The sequence below is a fragment of the Streptomyces cacaoi genome, from assembly GCF_006539165.1.
Taxonomy (GTDB): Bacteria; Actinomycetota; Actinomycetes; order Streptomycetales; family Streptomycetaceae; genus Streptomyces; species Streptomyces cacaoi.
The window spans coordinates 308287-325120 of the sequence record NZ_BJMM01000002.1; the positions used below are offsets into that span (position 1 = coordinate 308287).

At 75.7% G+C, this 16834-nt stretch carries 14 protein-coding genes; 9 read left to right on the forward strand and 5 right to left on the reverse strand.

All coding sequences use genetic code 11. The features are described from left to right. Positions 1-88 precede the first annotated feature (88 nt). The 6 genes from SCA03_RS01795 (at position 89) to SCA03_RS01820 (ending at position 7803) form a co-directional block, all read left to right on the forward strand. Positions 89-2632 (forward strand): sensor histidine kinase, encoded by a 2544-nt coding sequence (locus SCA03_RS01795; protein WP_086815257.1) that lies wholly within the window; start codon positions 89-91, stop codon positions 2630-2632. Beyond that, the gene (locus tag SCA03_RS01800; protein WP_030875311.1) at positions 2629-3039 is read left to right on the forward strand and encodes a roadblock/LC7 domain-containing protein; all 411 of its coding nucleotides are present in this window, start codon (positions 2629-2631) and stop codon (positions 3037-3039) included. The genes SCA03_RS01795 and SCA03_RS01800 overlap by 4 nt, the downstream gene beginning before the upstream one ends. 94 nt (positions 3040-3133) lie before the next feature. Beyond that, a complete protein-coding gene (locus tag SCA03_RS01805) occupies positions 3134-4345 on the forward strand; it encodes an ABC transporter substrate-binding protein (RefSeq protein WP_051846363.1) in 1212 nt (403 codons plus the stop codon). Position 4346: 1 nt separating this feature from the next. After that, entirely contained in the window at positions 4347-6281 is a 1935-nt protein-coding gene (locus SCA03_RS01810) for a branched-chain amino acid ABC transporter permease (protein ID WP_086815256.1), read from the forward strand. After that, positions 6278-7105 carry an ABC transporter ATP-binding protein gene (locus SCA03_RS01815; RefSeq protein ID WP_086815255.1) on the forward strand — a complete coding sequence of 276 codons (828 nt, stop codon included), beginning with the start codon at positions 6278-6280 and terminating at the stop codon, positions 7103-7105. Before SCA03_RS01810 ends, SCA03_RS01815 begins: the two co-directional genes overlap by 4 nt. Then, positions 7084-7803, forward strand: coding sequence for an ABC transporter ATP-binding protein (locus SCA03_RS01820; RefSeq protein WP_086815254.1), 720 nt, complete (start codon positions 7084-7086; stop codon positions 7801-7803). The genes SCA03_RS01815 and SCA03_RS01820 overlap by 22 nt, the downstream gene beginning before the upstream one ends. A gap of 136 nt (positions 7804-7939) precedes the next feature. Here the strand turns inward: SCA03_RS01820 and SCA03_RS01825 are convergent, their stop codons facing one another. Next, entirely contained in the window at positions 7940-9181 is a 1242-nt protein-coding gene (locus SCA03_RS01825; RefSeq protein ID WP_086815261.1) for a Rossmann-fold NAD(P)-binding domain-containing protein, read from the reverse strand. A 155-nt stretch (positions 9182-9336) separates the two neighbouring features. Here SCA03_RS01825 and SCA03_RS01830 point away from each other — a divergent pair, with 155 nt between their 5' ends. After that, on the forward strand, positions 9337-9924 hold the full coding sequence (locus SCA03_RS01830) for a DUF2165 domain-containing protein (protein ID WP_051855600.1): 588 nt from the start codon (positions 9337-9339) through the stop codon (positions 9922-9924). Between the two features lie 41 nt (positions 9925-9965). Here the strand turns inward: SCA03_RS01830 and SCA03_RS01835 are convergent, their stop codons facing one another. Further along, on the reverse strand, positions 9966-11051 hold the full coding sequence (locus SCA03_RS01835; RefSeq protein ID WP_086815253.1) for an enoyl-CoA hydratase/isomerase family protein: 1086 nt from the start codon (positions 11049-11051) through the stop codon (positions 9966-9968). Positions 11052-11371: 320 nt separating this feature from the next. Here SCA03_RS01835 and SCA03_RS01840 point away from each other — a divergent pair, with 320 nt between their 5' ends. After that, entirely contained in the window at positions 11372-12256 is an 885-nt protein-coding gene (locus SCA03_RS01840) for an ABC transporter substrate-binding protein (protein WP_086815252.1), read from the forward strand. 56 nt (positions 12257-12312) lie between these two features. Here the strand turns inward: SCA03_RS01840 and SCA03_RS01845 are convergent, their stop codons facing one another. Next, positions 12313-12900: a DinB family protein gene (locus SCA03_RS01845; protein ID WP_086815251.1), complete on the reverse strand. Its 588-nt coding sequence runs from the start codon at positions 12898-12900 to the stop codon at positions 12313-12315. Positions 12901-13114: 214 nt separating this feature from the next. Between SCA03_RS01845 and SCA03_RS01850 the strand changes: the two genes are divergently transcribed. After that, the gene (locus tag SCA03_RS01850) at positions 13115-13930 is read left to right on the forward strand and encodes an SAM-dependent methyltransferase (protein WP_030875280.1); all 816 of its coding nucleotides are present in this window, start codon (positions 13115-13117) and stop codon (positions 13928-13930) included. Between the two features lie 102 nt (positions 13931-14032). Here the strand turns inward: SCA03_RS01850 and thiI are convergent, their stop codons facing one another. Both thiI and SCA03_RS01860 read right to left on the reverse strand, forming a co-directional pair. After that, positions 14033-15412, reverse strand: a complete 1380-nt coding sequence (gene thiI / locus SCA03_RS01855) for a tRNA uracil 4-sulfurtransferase ThiI (protein WP_371863883.1) — start codon at positions 15410-15412, stop codon at positions 14033-14035. A 245-nt stretch (positions 15413-15657) separates the two neighbouring features. Further along, positions 15658-16815, reverse strand: a complete 1158-nt coding sequence (locus SCA03_RS01860) for an FAD-dependent monooxygenase (RefSeq protein ID WP_086815250.1) — start codon at positions 16813-16815, stop codon at positions 15658-15660. Positions 16816-16834: the final 19 nt, after the last annotated feature.

Below are 16834 nucleotides of genomic sequence, written 5' to 3' on the forward strand. Positions count from 1 at the left end.
ACAGGCGCCGCACCCGTTCCGCCGACCAGCAAGACAGGTGTTCCGTGCAGTACACGATCCTGCCCCGACCAGGCAGGAGGGGACCGCGTTGAGGATCACTCCGCGCCTCGTCCTGTTGGTGGCGGTACCGCTCGCCGTCGCCCTCGCGTTCGCCGTCCGGGCCCTCACCCCCGCCACCGAGCAGGCCGTCGAAGCCAACCGGCTGACCCACCTGGTGGAGGTGGCGTCCTCCGCTTCCGAGCTGGCGCACGCCCTCCAGAACGAACGCGCGGCCGCCACCGCCTATGTCGCCTCGCACGAGGACGACACCCACTTCGCGCGCACCGCCGAGGCCACCGACCGCGCCGCCGAGCGCTACCGGCAGCGGCGGGGCGAGGTCTCCTCACCGCCGGAGGGAACCGCCGCGGCCCTGCGCCGCATCGACCGCTCGCTGGAACAGCTCCCCTCCCTGCGTGCCCAGGTGCGCTCCGGGAACGGCTCCCTCAGCTCCCTCGCGTTCGGCTACCGCATCACCATCGCCGAGCTGATCGCCTACCGCGAGGGCCTCGCCCAGGCGGGCGGCGTCGACCCGGCCACCGCCGACCGCATCCGGGCCGCCGCCGCCGTCACCGAGGCCGGCGAGAACCTCGGACAGCAACAGGCCGCCGTCACCCGGTCGTTCGCCGCGGGCGGCTTCACCCGCGCCTCCCACCAGTCGTTCGACGCGACCCGCACCGGCTACACCGACGCGCTCGCCGACGTCTACGCGCTCGGACCCTCCGCGTGGCGCACCTGGCTGGAGCGCTCGCTGTCCGGGCCCAAGGCGCTCGCCGCGCAGCGACTGGAGGACGAGGCGGCCCGAACGACGCCCGGCTCCCGGCCGGACTTCTCCCCGGCACGCTGGCACAAGTCCTCCGCCGACCGGCTGTCCCTGCTGCACACCGTCGAGCGCCGCATCGACGACGACCTGAACGGGACGGTCACCTCGCGGCGCACCACGCTCATCTGGTGGGCCGCCGGTGAACTCGCCCTGGTCGTCCTCACCCTGGCCGGCGTCCTGTTCATCGCGCTGCGGCTGGCCCGTGCCATGATCCGGCGGCTGCGGGACCTGCGCAACGCGGCGCACGAGGTCGCACACCGGCGGCTGCCCGAGGCGATGAAGGAGCTGTCCACCTCGCGGGCGCCGGGCGGGGCGACACCCGAGGAGATCGCCCGGCGCGCCGGCAGCCCGCTTCAGACGACGGGCCGGGACGAGATCGGCGAGGTCGGCGAGGCGTTCAACGCCGTCCACCACGAGGCGGTGCGCCTCGCCGCCCAACAGGCCGCCTCGCACGAGAAGTTCGCCCAGACCCTTGTCGGTGTGGCCCGGCGCGGCGCCGTGCTCACCGGTGTGATGGCCGGCCAGCTCGACGCCGTCCAGCGCGACGAGCTGGACCCCGAACGCATGCGCACGCTCTTCGCGCTGGACCACCTGGCCATCCGCATGGAGCGCAACACCAACAGCCTGCTCGTCCTCGGCGGACACGGCCAGGGCCGGGTGCGCACCGCCAACGCCTCGTGCACGGCCGTCGTCTACGCCGCGGCCCAGCAGATCGAGCGCTACGAGCGGGTCACCCTCGGCCATGTCGAGCCCAGCATCGGCATCGCGGCCCGCGTGGTGGACGATGTCGCCCATCTGCTGGCCGAACTGCTCGACAACGCCACCCGGTTCTCCCCGCCGGAGACCGAGGTCGGGGTCGCCGCCTGGCATCTGAAGGACCGCGTCGTGGTGCAGATCGTCGACGAGGGCGTGGGCATCGCACCGCACCGGCGCGGCGAGCTGAACGAACGGCTGGCCACCCCCAGCGACGACGTCGGCGCCGCCGCCCGCTCCATGGGCCTGCACGTCGTCTCCCGCCTCGCCGCCCGGCACTCCATCGGCGTCGAACTGCGGGCCTCTTCGGGCCCCGGCACCATCGCCGAGGTCACCCTGCCCGGCTCGGCACTGGCCGAACTGCCCCCGCCTGAACAGCCCGGAGGCCACCCGGCCCTCGCCCGCGGGACCGGAACCTCCGGAGCCCCCGGAAGAGACGCGACGGACTCGACGGACTCGACGGACCCGGCGGCAGGGGCCGCGGGCGCGGACGGCGGCGGCCCGGCGGACGGGCGCGCGTCCTCCGCACCGGCGCCCGCCGCCCGGCCCCAACGGCCGCTGCCCGGCGGCCGGCCGGTGCCCCGCCGGCCGGACCGCGCCCGCGGCGCCGACCCCGAGCACGAGCAGACGGCGGACGAGGCACCCCGGCCCGCCGACCCGGCACCGGCCCGTTCCCAGGAGCGGGTGGCCGGCATCAGCCCCGCCGGGCTGCCCGTCCGCCGCCGCCGGCCCACCCCGGGCCGGCTCGGCGCCCGCCCGGACGAGGGCGCCGGGACCCCGGGGGCGCCCGGGAGCACCGCGAACGCCCCCGGCGCCGGGGACGCCGCCGGAGCCCGCCCCGCCAAGGGCCCGCGGCAGCGCCGCGACTCACGCCAGGTCTCCGACGTCCTGGCCGCGTACACCCAGGGCATCAACCGCAGCGCCCGCGCCTCGGGCGGCGGCAGGGCCGCCCCGGCCACCGACCACGCCGCCGGGGCCACCGACGACACCGACGACGACACCCAACGGAGCACCACATGACCACGGAATCCACCGGAGACCTCGGCTGGCTGCTGAGCGACTTCGCCGCCCGCGTCCCCGGCGTGACCCGGGCCATCGCGGTCTCGGTCGACGGACTCGCGCTCGCCTCCACCGGGATGGACACCGACGACGCCGACCGGCTCGCCGCCATCGCCTCCGGGGTCGTCAACCTGCTCTCCGGCGCCGCCCAGTTGATGCGCACCGACCCGGTCGAGCACAGCCTCACCGCGATGGAGGGCGGCTATCTGTTCTCCATGGCCGTCTCCTCCGGCGCCTCCCTGCTGGTGACCACCACCCGGGACGCAGACATCGGCGAGGTCAGCTACATGATGTCCGAACTGATCAACCAGGTCGGCGACGCGCTCAGCCCCCAGCTGCGCGAGCAGGCCGGGCCCTCGGCGCAGTGACACCGGCGGCCCGCCGCCCCGGCCGGGCCCCGTCCGGTCCGTGCGGCGGCCGCCCGGCCACCGTCCCCCTCGTCGACGTCGAAATGGAGCCACAGTGACGCAGATCGCCCGCGCAGCCCGTCCGGTCCGGCGGGTGCGCCGTACCGTGCAGGCCGTCGCGCTCGCCCTGTCCCTGACGGCCGCGGCCGCGTGCAGCGGCGGTGCAGGGGATGACGGAAAGGTCAAGGTGGGCCTGCTCGTCTCGCTCTCCGGCACCTACAAGTCCGTCGGCACCGACATGCGCTCCGGTTTCGAGCTGTACCTCGACACCCACGGCGGCAAGCTCGGCGGACGCGAGGTGGAACTCTCCGTCGCCGACGAGGGGGACGGGCCGCCCACCGCCGTGCCCGCCGCCACCAAGCTGCTGAAGAAGGACCGCGTCGACGTGCTCACCGGCATCGTCGGCGGCGGCTCCTTCAACGCCGTCCTGCCGCTCACCAAGCGCAGCGGCATCCCGCTGATCGGCTCCAACGGCCGCCCCGAGGTCAAGGACGTCTCCAACGTCTGGCACACCAGCTACCTCTCCGACGAGCCCGGCGAGGCCATCGCCGAGTACGTCAAGAAGAAGGTCGACGGGCCCGTCTACGCCATCGGCCCCGACTACCAGGGCGGCCACGACGAACTGCGCGGCTTCACCACGGCGTTCGAGAAGGCCGGCGGCAAGCTCGCCAACTCCGACGGGAAGACCCGCTGGACGCCGTTCCCGAAGACGACGAACTTCACCCCGTACTTCGCCGACATCGCCAAGTCCGGTGCCAAGGCCGTCTACTGCTTCTACGCGGGCAAGGCGGCCATCGACTTCGTCAAGCAGTACGCGCAGTCCGACGTGGCCGACCTGCCGCTGTACTCCGCCGGGTTCCTCACCGAGGGCAGCACCCTGCCCGCCCAGGGCAAGGCCGCGAAGAACATCTACTCCTCGCTCAACTACGCACCCGACCTCGACAACGAGGCCAACCGCACCTTCGTCGCCGACTGGACCGAGGCGCACGACACCACACCCACCACCTACGCCATGTCCTCCTACGACGCGGCGGCGGTGCTGGACAAGGCCATCTCCGCCGCCGCCGACGCCGGCAAGGAGATCACGCCGAAGACCGTCAACGAGGCCATCGGCGAGCTGGGCCAGCTCGAAAGCCCCCGCGGCACCTGGGAGTTCGGCGACCGCACCCACGCCCCCGTGCAGAAGTGGTACCTGCGCCAGGTCCGCCCCGACGGCAAGAAGCTGGACAACGTGATGGTCCAGGACCTGGCCACACTCGGCGACTGAGGTGGGCGCACTCGACGCACAGCTGGTGCCGGCGGTCGACGGCGTGGCCTACGGGCTGCTGCTCTTCGTCGTCGCCGCCGGACTCGGCCTCGCCTTCGGCACCGCCGGCGTCCTCAACCTGGCACACGGCGCCCTGTACGCCGTCGGCGCCTACACGGGCGCCGCGCTCTCCGACGGCACCTGGACCGGGCTGCTGCTCGGCCTGGCCGCCGGCACCCTCGCCTCCTGCGCCGCCGGAGTGCTGCTGTCCGTGGCCCTCGCACCGCTGGCCCGGCGCGGCCATCTCGCCCAGGCACTGCTGACGTTCGGCCTCGCGCTGATCGGCGGCAACCTGCTCATCGAGGCGTTCGGCGCCGACGAGATGCCCGTGCACGTCCCCGCCGCGCTGGACGCCTCCGTCCCGCTGCTGGGCCACCGCTACCCGGCCTACCGGCTGGTGTTCTGTGCGATGGCCCTCGTGCTCGCCGCCGCCGGCACCTGGGTGCTCACCCGTACCCGCGCCGGCGCCGCCGTCCGCGCCACCGCCGACGACCCCGGGATGGTGGCCGCCTGCGGCATCGCACCCCGCGCCGTGCACACCGGGGTGCTCGCCGCCGCCGGGGCACTGGCCGGGGCCGCCGGGGTGCTCGGCGCGCCCATCATCGGCCCCGGGCCCGGCACCGCCGACACGGTGCTGATGCTCTCCCTCGTGGTCGTCGTCCTCGGCGGGCTCCGCTCGCTGTGGGGCACGCTCGCCGCTGCCGTCGCCGTCGGCGAGGTGCAGACCCTCGGCGTCTCCCTCGCCCCCGACTGGGCGCCCTACCTGCTGTTCGCCGCCATGGCCTGCGTGCTCACCCTGCGCGCCCGCAGCGCCCCGCTGCACGACCCCGCCGGGGCGTCCGACGCCGCCTCGGCGCCCGCCGCCCCCGGCCCGGTGCGGCGGCTGACCACGGCCCTGCACACCCTGACCGGCGCCGTACGCGGGGCCGCAGCCCGGGTGCCCGGCCCCCGGCTGCGGCGCGGACTGCCGCTCGCCGTCCTGCTCGTACTGCTGGCCGCCGTGCCCTGGCTGCTGGACCTCTACAGCGTCTCCCTCGCCGCCTACGCGCTCGCGCTGGGCCTCGTCGCCGTCAGCGCCTCGGTCATGACCGGGCACGCGGGCCTGCCCACCCTGGGCCAGACCGCGCCGTTCGCCGTCGGCGCCTACACCACCGCGCTGGCCGCCGACGCCGGCTGGACGGCGGGGCCCCTCCAACTGTGCGCCGCCGCTGCCGCCGCCGCGCTGTTCTCCGCGCTCACCGGCCCCGCCGTCGTCCGCGCCCGGGGCACCACGGTGCTGATGATCACCCTCGCCCTCGGGGAGCTGACCCACACCGCGCTCGGCGGCATGACGTCGCTGACCGGCGGCACCGACGGCCTGTCCGGCTTCCCCGCCACCCGCCCGCTGTGGGGCGCCGAGCCCCTCGCCGACGAGGCCGCCACCTACGGCTACGTACTGGTCGTCGCCGTGCTCGCGCTCGCCGTCACGCTGATGCTGCTGCGCTCGCCCGCGGGCACCCTGCTGGCCGGGATCCGCGGCGCCGAGCCGCGGATGCGCGCCGCCGGGCACCCCGTGGGCCGCTATCTGCTGGTCGCCCACATCGGCGCCGGCACCCTCGCGGGCATCGGCGGCGCCCTCCTCGTCACCGTGCAGAGCTACGTCTCACCCGCCGACGTCGGCTTCGAGATCGCGGCGCTCGCCCTGCTGGCCGCCGTCATCGGCGGCACGACCTCCGTCGTCGGCGCGGTCCTCGGCGCCGGGCTCATCGTCTTCACCCGCGACTGGCTCGCCGGCGTGTGGCCCGGCCACGGCCCCCTGCTGCTGGGCGTGCTGTTCGTGCTCACCGTCCATCTGCTGCCCCAGGGACTGGCCGGACTGCGCGGCGGCGGCCCGGCACCCGCGAAGGAACCGGCATGACCAGTCCACCGGCCACCGGCACCACCGGTCTCGTCCTGTCCGGCCTCACCCGCCGCCACGGCAGCCTCACCGCGGTCGAGGACGTCGGCCTGCACCTGCCGCCGGGCGCCCGGCACGCCGTCATCGGGCCCAACGGAGCGGGCAAGACCACGCTGCTCGACCTCGTCGCCGGCGCGATCGCCCCGCACCGCGGCACCGTCACCCTCGACGGCCACGACCTCACCCGGGCCGGGCCCGCCCGCCGCAGCCGCTTCGGCATCGCCCGCAGCTTCCAACGGCCCGCCCTGGCCGACGAGGTGAGCGTCCTGGACCATCTCGTCCTCGCCGCCTGGCACCACCACCCCCGGCGCCGCGGCGCCTGGCGCAGCCCGGCCCGGCACCGCGCCGTGCGTGCGGACGCCGCCGAACAGGCCGCCGCCGTCGGCCTCGGCGACGCGCTGCACACCCGGGCCGGTGCCCTGCCGCACGGCCGCCGCCGGCTGCTGGACGTGGCCGCCGCGCTCGCCTCCCGGCCCCGCGTCCTGCTGCTCGACGAGCCGGCCGCCGGCCTCACCGACGACGAACTGGCCCTGCTGCCCGGACTGCTGGACGAGCTGGCCGACGGGGTGAGCATCCTGCTGGTCGAGCACCACACCGAGGTCATCGGCCGGCTCGCCGGCACCGTCACCGTGCTCGTCGAGGGCCGCACCCTCCTCACGGCGCCCACAGCACAGGCGCTGGAGCACCCCGCCGTACGCGCCGCCTACCTCGGCCTCCCGGAGGAGACACCCCCGCGCCCCCGCCCCGCCGAAGGAGACACCCCGTGCTCGAACTCGACGCCGTGAGCGCCGGTTACGGCGGCGGCACCGTCCTGCACGCCCTGGACCTGACCGTGCCGGCGGGCAGCGTGCACGCGGTCGTCGGCCACAACGGCGCCGGCAAGACCACCCTCGTGCACACCGTCGCCGGGCTGCTGCGGCCCCGCGCGGGCAGCATCCGGGTGGCCGGCACGGAGCTGGCCGGCCGGCCGGCGCACCGTGTGGCGCGCGCCGGAGTCGCCCTCGTCCCGCAGGGCCGGCGCGTCTTCGCCTCGCTGACCGTCGCCGAACATCTGCGGCTCGCCCACCGCGCCAAGGCCGCCGGGCCGTGGACGCCCGAGCGGGTCCTCGCGCTGATGCCCCGGCTCGCCGAACGCCGCGGCCACCGCGGCGGTCAACTCTCCGGCGGCGAACAGCAGATGCTCGCCCTCGCCCGCGCCCTGCTCACCGGCCCCCGCGTGCTGCTCCTCGACGAGCCCACCGAGGGCCTCGCCCCGGTCTACGTACGCCGCGTCCGGGAACTCGCCGGCCTCCTCGCACAGGAGGGCCTCGCCGTCCTGCTGGTCTCACCGAGCCCCGCACTGGCCGTCGACTGCGCCGACACGGTGACCGTCCTCACCTCCGGCCGCATCACCGCCCGCCTCGCCGGCACCCCCCTGCGCACCGACCCGGAGCCCCTGCACACCGCCCTGTCCCTGGACACCGCGGGACCGACGGGCGACTGAGGCCCGCCTCCTTCGAACGGGGAATCAGGGGAATCAGCGGTCGCGCCGCGCGCAGGGCTCCGCGCCGGTGTCCTCGGCCCGAGCGCGGTCCGGCGGGCCCACCGGGCGGCACCCGACGGCGCCGCCCGGTGGACGGTCAGGCCCGGCCGCGGGCGTGGCCGCCGAATCCGCTGCTGTGTTCGGAGCCCTGGTGCTGCGCCCGCCACCACTGCTCCAGGTCCTCCTCGGTGAGCCCGGCCCAGTCGGGGGCCTCCGTCACCTGGGCGCGGCCCAGCCGGCGGCCGAGGCCCACCATGGTGGCGCCGACGGCGGTGCGGTCGGCGTCGTAGGTCTTGGTGACCGCCTCCCAGTCGGCACCGGACCGCCAGGCGGTCTCCAGGGCCCAGGCGTCCTGGAGGGCCTTGACGCTGGAGCCGCCGGTGTGCGGGCGGGCCACGGTCGCCGCGTCGCCGGCCAGCAGCAGCCGGCCGGCGGCGTAGTGCGGCACCTCCAGGTCGTAGATCGGCTGGACGAGCGTGCTGTCCGCCGGTGTGTCCAGCACGCATCCGGCCCAGTACGCCGGGAAGTGCTCCGCCACCAACCCGCGCAGGAATCCGGTCAGTTCGGGGTCCAGCCCGCCGGGCGGCAGCGAGGTCGGCGTCCGCAGGTCCTGCCGGGCGTCCGTCCCCGCGGGCGGCGCCACGTACAGCACCCAGTTGAGCCGCTGCCCGCCCCGCCCGTCGGGTATGCGGTACATCATGCAGTGGCCGCCGGGGAACAGCACCGTGCGGGCCTCGGCGGGGTCCGGCGCCGACTGCCGGCGGGCGGACTCCTCCGGGTACGGCGGCGGGGCGCAACTGCCGCGCCAGGCGAGATAGCCCGCCCAGGTGGGGCGCAGCCCGGGGAACATCGTCTCGCGTACCACCGAGCGGTAGCCGTCGGCGCCGATCACCGCGTCGTAGCGCTCGCCGCGCCCGTCCGCCAGCCGCAGCGTCACGCCGTCGGCGTCGGGCTCGACCGCCGTGACCACGGTGTCCGTCCGGTACACGGCGCCCTCCGGCACCCGGCGTCTCAGCTCGTCCCACAGCGAGCCCCAGGAGTAGGCCCGGAACGGGAAGGTGTGCACAGCGACGGCCCTGCCCAGCGGGGCCGAGCCGTCGCGTACGGTCCAGATCCGGCGGTGCAGCGGGGACCAGGGCATGGCCGCGTCGACGTAGCCGGCCGCCTCCAGCTCGGCGAACCGGTCGCTGTGCAGCGTCACCCCGAGCCCGCGCTCGCGCAGCCGTCCGCCCGCCCTCTCCAGCACGGTGACCCGTCCGGCGCCGCCCCGCGCCGCCGCCAGCGCCGCCGCGCACCCGGCGACGCTGCCGCCCACCACCGCGATGTTGCCGTCCCGCACCGCACACTCCTCGTCGTTCACCTGTTCCTGGACGCGGCCACGCTTCCGTGTGCGGTGCGCCGCGTCAACATCCCGGCGTGGCAGGGTCGTTGCCGAAACGGCACGGAGACCGAGAGAGGGTGACCGGCCGGTCACCCGGTGGAGAGGAGAGCCCGATGTCCGACGCATCCGGCGGCAGGCCCGCACCCGCGGACCCGTCCCGCGACGAGGACGCGGCACAGGGCCCGCTGTGGCGGTACGTACGCGCCACGAGCTGCGCGGTGACGCTGATGACCGCCCTGTACTTCCTGCTGGTGGCCTTCGACAACCTCAGCAACCCGGGCAGCAACTGGGAGTTCGTCAAGGGCGTGCTCGCCGGGGACGGCACCCCGCCGGACGACGGCTTCGAATGGCGCGGGATCCACGCCACCTGGTTCGCCGTCCTCGCCTACGTCCTGATCATCGCGGGGGAGACCGTGGCCGGGGCGCTCCTGGCGTTCGGCGGCGTCCGCGGGCTGCTGCACCTGCGCCGCCCCGGGCGCTGGGAGCGCGAGCAGCGTGCGGTGTTCGCCGGGGGCGTGGTGGGCCTGCTGGTCTTCTTCCTCGGCTTCCTGGTGATCGGCGGCAACTGGTTCGTGATGTACCTCAACGACAAGTGGAACGGTATGCAGCCGGCTTTCCAGAACACGGTCGTCGTGCTGTTCACCCTGGTGCTGAGCGCGCTGGCGGCCCTGGGCGGCGGGCGGAGCGGCCGGCGCGGATGATCCGTGCGGATCCGCGCGCGGCGGCTGCGGGCGCGGACGGCTCAGCCGAGCCCCAGCTCGCGTCCGGCGAGGGGCGCGAAGTACCGCCCCACGTCGGCCTGTTCCACCGCGTCGAACCGGGCGGGCGACCAGCGCGGGCTGTTGTCCTTGTCGATGAGCCGGGCGCGCACCCCCTCGGCGAAGTCGGCCGAGTGCAGGGCCGTCAGCGACACCCGGTACTCCTGGTCCAGGGCCTCCCGGAGCGAGCCGAGGCGCCGGGCGCGGCGCAGTGCGGCGAGCGTCACCGTCACCGCGGTCGGCGAGCGGCTCTCGATCGACTCGGCGGCCTCCTTGGCCTCCGGGTCGCCGTGGTCGCGCAGCCGGCGCAGGATCTCCGGGACGCTGTCGGCCGCGTAGCAGGCGTCGATCCAGGAACGCTGCCCGGCCAGCGGCGCCTCCGGTGCGGGCCGGGCCACGCGCGCCACGGCCCGCGCCGGTGTCTCCTCCTCCAGCGCCGTCAGGAGTTCCTCCAGCGCTCCGGCCGGTACGAAGTGGTCGGCGAGACCGCACAGCAGGGCGTCGCCGGCGCCCACCGACGAGGCCGTCAGCGCGAGATGGGTGCCCAGCTCGCCGGGCGCCCGGGACAGCAGCCAGGTGCCGCCGACGTCGGGCACGAAACCGATGGCGGTCTCCGGCATGGCCAGCACCGTCCGGTCGGTGACGACGCGCACCGAGCCGTGCGCAGACAGGCCGACACCGCCGCCCATCACGACGCCGTCCATCACGGCCACATACGGCTTCGAGTACTCGGCGATCCGGGCGTTGAGCCGGTACTCGTCCGCCCAGAAGGCCGTCGAGGCCGCACCGCCGCCCGCCGCGACGTCCGCGTGGATGCCCCGCACGTCCCCGCCCGCGCACAGGCCGCGCTCCCCGGCGCCGGTGAGCACGACGGCGGCCACCTCGTCCTGCCCTTCCCAGCCGTCCAGCGCCCCGGCGATCAGCCGGACCATCGCGTGGTTCAGGGCGTTGAGCGCGCGCGGCCGGTTGAGCCGGATGTGCCCGGTGCGGCCCCGGCGGCCGAGCAGGACGGGCTCCTCGCCCTCCGCCGAGGAGTGCGCGGCGGGTCCGGGGGAGGGGGCGGAGGACATGGGCGGCGGCTTCCTTCCCGTCGACACGGATGATCGTCCGGTCACGGTACCCGCAGCGCCCGGTGTGCCCGGCCGCGGGTACGCCACCGGCCCGCGGGGCAGAGTCGAGGGCAGGCGCCCCGGCCCTCCGTACGGCGAACCGGCGTTCCCCCGCCGGTGGTTGAGCGAACGGCACCCGCCGCCGGGCCGTGGACGGCGGCCCCGGGGGGGCGGGAGCACGCAGCACCGGACGCCCACACGACAACCGCGGAACACACGACAACCGAGGAACTCACGGCAACCGAGGAACTCACGGCAAGCGAAGAGAGGTACTCCGCACCATGACCGCACAGACGCCCTGGTTCTTCCACGACGACAGAGGCCACCGCGCCACCGCGGCCGCCCCGCCCCGGCGCATCGTCGCCTACCTCCAGGCGGCGGCCTCGTTATGGGACCACGGTCTGACCCCCGCGGGCCTGTTCGGCTCGCTGCACGACGGCGCCGCACCCGACCCGCTCAAGACGGGCGACCTGCCGCTGGACGGCGTGCCCTACCTGGGCGCGGGGGACGCGCTGAGCACCGAGGCGGTGCTGGCGGCCCGGCCCGATCTGCTGGTGGCCGTCACCTACGACGGCAAGAGCGTCTACGGGCTCGATCCGCAGCAGGCCGAGGAGTTGGCCGCGCGGGTGCCGACCGTCGCGCTCGCCGTCGGGCCCGGGCACAGCCTCGTGGCGGTACGCGACCGGTTCGCCGCGCTGGCGGCCGCGCTCGGCGGCCGGGGAACGGCGCGCACGCCCGCACTGGACGCCGCCGAGCAGCGGCTGACCCGGGCGGCGTCCGGCGCCCCCGGCATCCGCGTCCTGGCGCTCTCGCCCGCGGGCCGGGACAGCGTGCACCTGGCGCGGCCCGAGGCGTGGGGCGACCTCGCCGAACTGGCCGCCCGGGGCGTGACGACGGTCCACCCGCCCGCCGGCCTGAGCGCCAACTGGTCGACGACCGACTGGGACACGGCCGCCGCCCTGCAACCGCACCTCGTCCTCGCGGACGCACGCGGCAATGCCACCCCGGCCGGTGAACTCGCGGGCGTGCCCGGCTGGGAGGCGCTCACCGCGCGGGCGCGCGTCCTGCCGTGGAACCCCGAACTGCCCTGCGGGCCGCAGGCGCACGCCGCCTTCCTGGAGACGGTCGCCGAGGCCCTGGAGGGCGTGGGCCCGGACACGGACTGACCGCCCGGCACCGGGACCGGCCGCCGGGCGGCCGGTGAGCCCGGGCGGGGAGGAGGTCATCCGTCCGCGGCCCGTGCGGCCCGCTCCACCCGGTCCCGGTGCTCCGCCCACCAACGCGCGTCGCCCTCCGGCAGGTTGGTGTTGTCCGCGCGCAGCCCGGCCGCGCCGTCGATCAGTTCGCGCACCAGGTCGGCGTGGCCGGCGTGCCGGTGGGTCTCCGCCGTCATATGGATCAGCGCGCGGTGCAGCGTCAGCTCCCGCTGCCCCGCCGGCCAATGCGGGGCCACGCCCACCGCGTCCAGCGGCAGCCGGGCGATCGTCTCGTCGGAGTGCGCACACGCCTCCCGGTACTGGCCGAGGATCTGTGCCCGCGGCTCGTCCTCGGTGGCCCACATGTCCACGTTCGCGGGGGCGTCTTCCGTCAGCCACCGCGGCGGGTGCGGATACGCCCGGCCGAAGACCGTGCCGAAGTAGCCCAGTTCGCAGCCCGTCAGATGTTTGACGAGGCCGAGCAGATTGGTGCCCGTCGGGGTCAGCGGCCTGCGTATGTCGTACTCGCCGAGGCCGTCGAGCTTCCAGACGAGCGCCGCACGGCCCGCCCGCAGATATCTCAACAGGTCCTCTTTGGCTCCGGAGTCGGTCATGCGGGCAGCCTGGCACGGTGCCGCGCCGTGTCCCACCGGATTCCGCACACGCCCGGCAGGACACCGGCGGCGCCGGCAGCGCCGGCAACGCCGGCAACAGGGCGGGGAGCGCGACCGCAGCAGGCAGGCCGAAGGCGGATCCGGTACGCACCCTGGCGCCCGGCCGAGGTGTGTACCAAGCTGGGCGGCCCACGGACCCACTCCGGGAGAGGACATGAACCACGCGTCCCCGGCCCCCGCCTCGCCGGGCCTTCGGCCGCACACCGCCCGCCTGTACGACTACTTCCTGGGTGGGAAGACGAACTACGGCGTCGACCGGAAGCTGGCCACCGAGGCGCTGAGCCTCTATCCGAACACCATGGTCGCCGCCCGGCACAACCGTGCCTTCATGCACCGGGTGGTGCGGTATCTGGGCCGCGAGGCGGGCCTGTGCCAGTTCCTCGACATCGGCACCGGCATTCCCACCGAGCCCAATCTGCACCAGGTCGCACAGCGCGAGCACCCCGAGGCACGCGTCGTCTACTCCGACAACGACCCCATCGTCCTCGCGCACGCCCGGGCCCTGATGACCGGCAGCCCGGAGGGGGCGACCGACTACGTCGAGGCCGATGTCCGCGACCCGGAACTCATCCTCGAACACGCCGGGAGAACCCTCGACTTCGACCGGCCCGTCGCGCTGTCCCTGATCGCCCTCATGCACTTCGTGGGCGACGCCGACGACCCGTTCGGCATCGTGCGGCGGCTGGTCGACGCCCTTCCGTCCGGCAGCGCGCTGGCCCTCTCGCACGCCACCCTGGAGCTGGACCCCGGTCTCCAGAAGGTCGCCGACGCCTACGGCCGGCAGGGCCTGGAGGTCCGGCTGCGCGACCACGAGCAGGTGCTCGGCTTCTTCTCCGGCCTGGAACTCGTCGAGCCCGGCCTCGTGGCCACCTGCGACTGGCGGCCCGAGCTGGACGACTCACCCCAGGACGCGGACATGGTCGACCGCTCCGAGGTCGGCGTCTGGGCGGCACTCGGCATCAAACCGTGACACGGCCGACCACGGCGGCCCGGCCGGAGCGCCCCGCCCGCGCCGACGGGCCGCCGACCGGCCGGTGACCGGACGGGCCGCCGACGGGACGGGCCGCCGGACTCACGCCCCGGACGAGGCAGCCCGCGCGCCGGCAGCACACGAGGACGAGGACGAGGACGCGGGCGAGGGAACAGGTGCGGACGCCGACGGAGAGGCCGACGCGGAGGGCGCGTCGTCGGCGCCGGGCGTGAGCGTCCAGGAGCCCTCCAGCAGTTCCTCGACCAGCTCGTCCACCTCCAGCCGGCGCTCGATCCGGTGCACGTCCGTCGTCCGCGCGCGGGTGCTGACCTGCCGGGGCGCGAGCAGGCTGCAACAGTCCTCGTCGGGCAGCACCGAGATCTCCGCGGTGCCCAGCTGCTGCGCCTCGTCGATGATCTCCTGCTTCTCCCAGCCGACCAGCGGACGCAGCAGCGGCAGCGGCGCCGCCTCGTCCACGGCCGCCATGTTCGCCAGCGTCTGGCTGGCGACCTGGCCCAGGCTGTCGCCCGTCACCAGCGTCTCGGCGCCCAGCCGCGCGGCGAGCGCCCCGGCGGTACGGGCCATCAACCGCCGCTGCGCGACGACCTGGTAGCGCCCGGCGCCCGCGATCGCGAGCTGCTTCTGCGCCTTGCCCAGCGGGACGACGTGCAGCCGGCCGCCGGGCTGGAACCGGCACAGCTGCCGGGCGAGCGCGTACGCCTTGTACACCGAGGAAGCGTCGGTGTACGGCGCGCCGGTGAAGTGCACGAAGTCGCAGGCCAGTCCGCGCCGCATCGCCCGGTACGCCGCGACGGGCGAGTCGTAGCCGCCCGACAGCAGCGCCAGGGCCCGCCCGCTCGACCCCACCGGGAGCCCGCCCTGCCCGGGCAGCTTCTCCCAGGAAAGACAGGTGCCGCCCCGCTCGACCTCGATGTTCAGCTCGACGTCCGGCGCGGACAGGTTCACCGGCAGGCCCGTCTCCTCGCACACCCGTGCGCCGACGGCGGCGGCCAGCCGCGAGGAGGTCAGCGGGAACGTCTTGTCCCGCCGCCGGGCCCGCACCGCGAAGGTGACCTCCCGCCCGCGCTCCTCCCGTACGGAGCGCAGCACCTCCACCGCCGTACGGCCGATGTCCTCCTCGCTGCTGCTCACCCGCAGCGCGGGCTGCACGAGGTTGAAGCCGATCACCCGCCGGACGCACTCCACCAGCCGCTCCCGCGGGACCCGGCCGCCGACGAGCGTGACGCTGCGGCCCTTCTTGACCCAAGTGGGCCCCTCCACGCCCCGCAGCGCGTCCTGGAGGTTGCGCTGGAGCAGCTCCTCGAACCGCGCCCGGTTGCGTCCCCGCAGAAAGACCTCGCCGTGCTTGAGCAGCACACACTCCTGTGCCGAGGCGACGCCGCCCGCCGCCGTCCCGGCCCGCTGCTCCGGCTCGGGCCGGCCGGGCGAGGGGATGCTCGGAACACTCGGAACGATGGCCACGGAACTCTCCTTCGCGAGTCACGCTTCTCCAGCTGCTGAGCGGCCCCGACCCGCAACGGGTTCTCCTCCCCTGCGGTGCTCCCGCCACGGGCGCGGGCCGCACCACCTTCCCGACCAGCCTATGCGATCGCCCGGCGGAGGCGGCCGGGGTCGCCCGAGGCCCCGGGGCTCCACCGGGCCCGGGAGCGCGCCCGCCGCCAACCCCCGCACCGGCCGGGGGAGTCGGGCCGCAGGACGCGCCGGGGTCAGTCCGGCGCCGGAGGCGTCCAGTCGGCGTGGCGCAGCATCGCCCGGACGGTGACGCGGTCCGGGGCCAGCCGCAGGGCGGCGTTGCGGGCCGCGACGGCGAGCGGCGCGGACAGCTGCGGGCCGAGCCGTCCGGCCCGGCGGGCGGCCGCCGCCACGGACTGGCTGCGCGGCCGGCGCTCGGCGTCGTACCGCACCAGCGCGGCGTCGGTCCCCACCCCGGAGGCGAGCGCGGCGGCCAGCGTCACCGCGTCCTCCAGCCCCTGGCAGGCGCCCTGGCCGAGGTGCGGCGCCATGGCGTGCGCGGCGTCGCCCAGCAGCACTGTGCGCCCGCCGAAGTAGCGGGGCAGGGGAGTGGCCAGCTCCTGGACGTCGTGCCGGAGCACCTCGCCGGGACGGGTCGCGGCCAGCAGTTCGGGCACCGGCCGGTGCCAGCCGGCGAACTCTTCGCGTGCGGTCTCCAGCGCGTCCCCGGGCGGCGCCCCGGCGGACGCGGGGAGGACCGCGTGCCACTCCGCGCGCCCGTCGGCCAGCGAGAGATGCCCGAACTCGGTGCCCCGGCCCCAGGTGAGCGTGAAGTCCTCGTCCGTTGCGACGGGCCGGTGGGTGAGCGCACGCAGCACCGTCGCGCCCGTGCGGACGGGGCCGGGATGTGCCGGGAAGAGCCGGGCCCGCAGCCGGCTGCCCACACCGTCGGCGGCCACCACGAGGTCCGCCTCCCGCACGGTGTCCGTCGCGTGCACCCGCACCCGGCGGCCGTCCGCCGGACCGGTCCCGGTCACCTCGGCGCCGGTCACCAGGGCGCCGTCGGGCAGGGCCGCGCGCAGCAGCCGGTGCAGCCGGGCGCGGGAGATGCCCACCAGCGCCGTCCCGAGCTTCCGCTCCAGCACCCGGCCGTCCATGCGCGCCAGCCGGCGCCCGTCCGGGGTGCGGGTGCCGCCGGTGTACTGGGGGCGGCCCGCCGCACGCAGCGCCGGACCGAGCCCGAGCGCCTCCAGGGCGCGGACGCCGTTGGCCGCGAGGGAGATGCCCGCGCCGACGTCCGCCAGCACGGGCGCCCGCTCCAGCACGGTCACCCGCCAGCCGGCCCGGTGCAGCCCGATCGCCGCGGCCAGCCCCCCGATGCCGCCGCCCACCACCACAGCACGGTCGTCCATGACGCCTCGCTTTCTACAT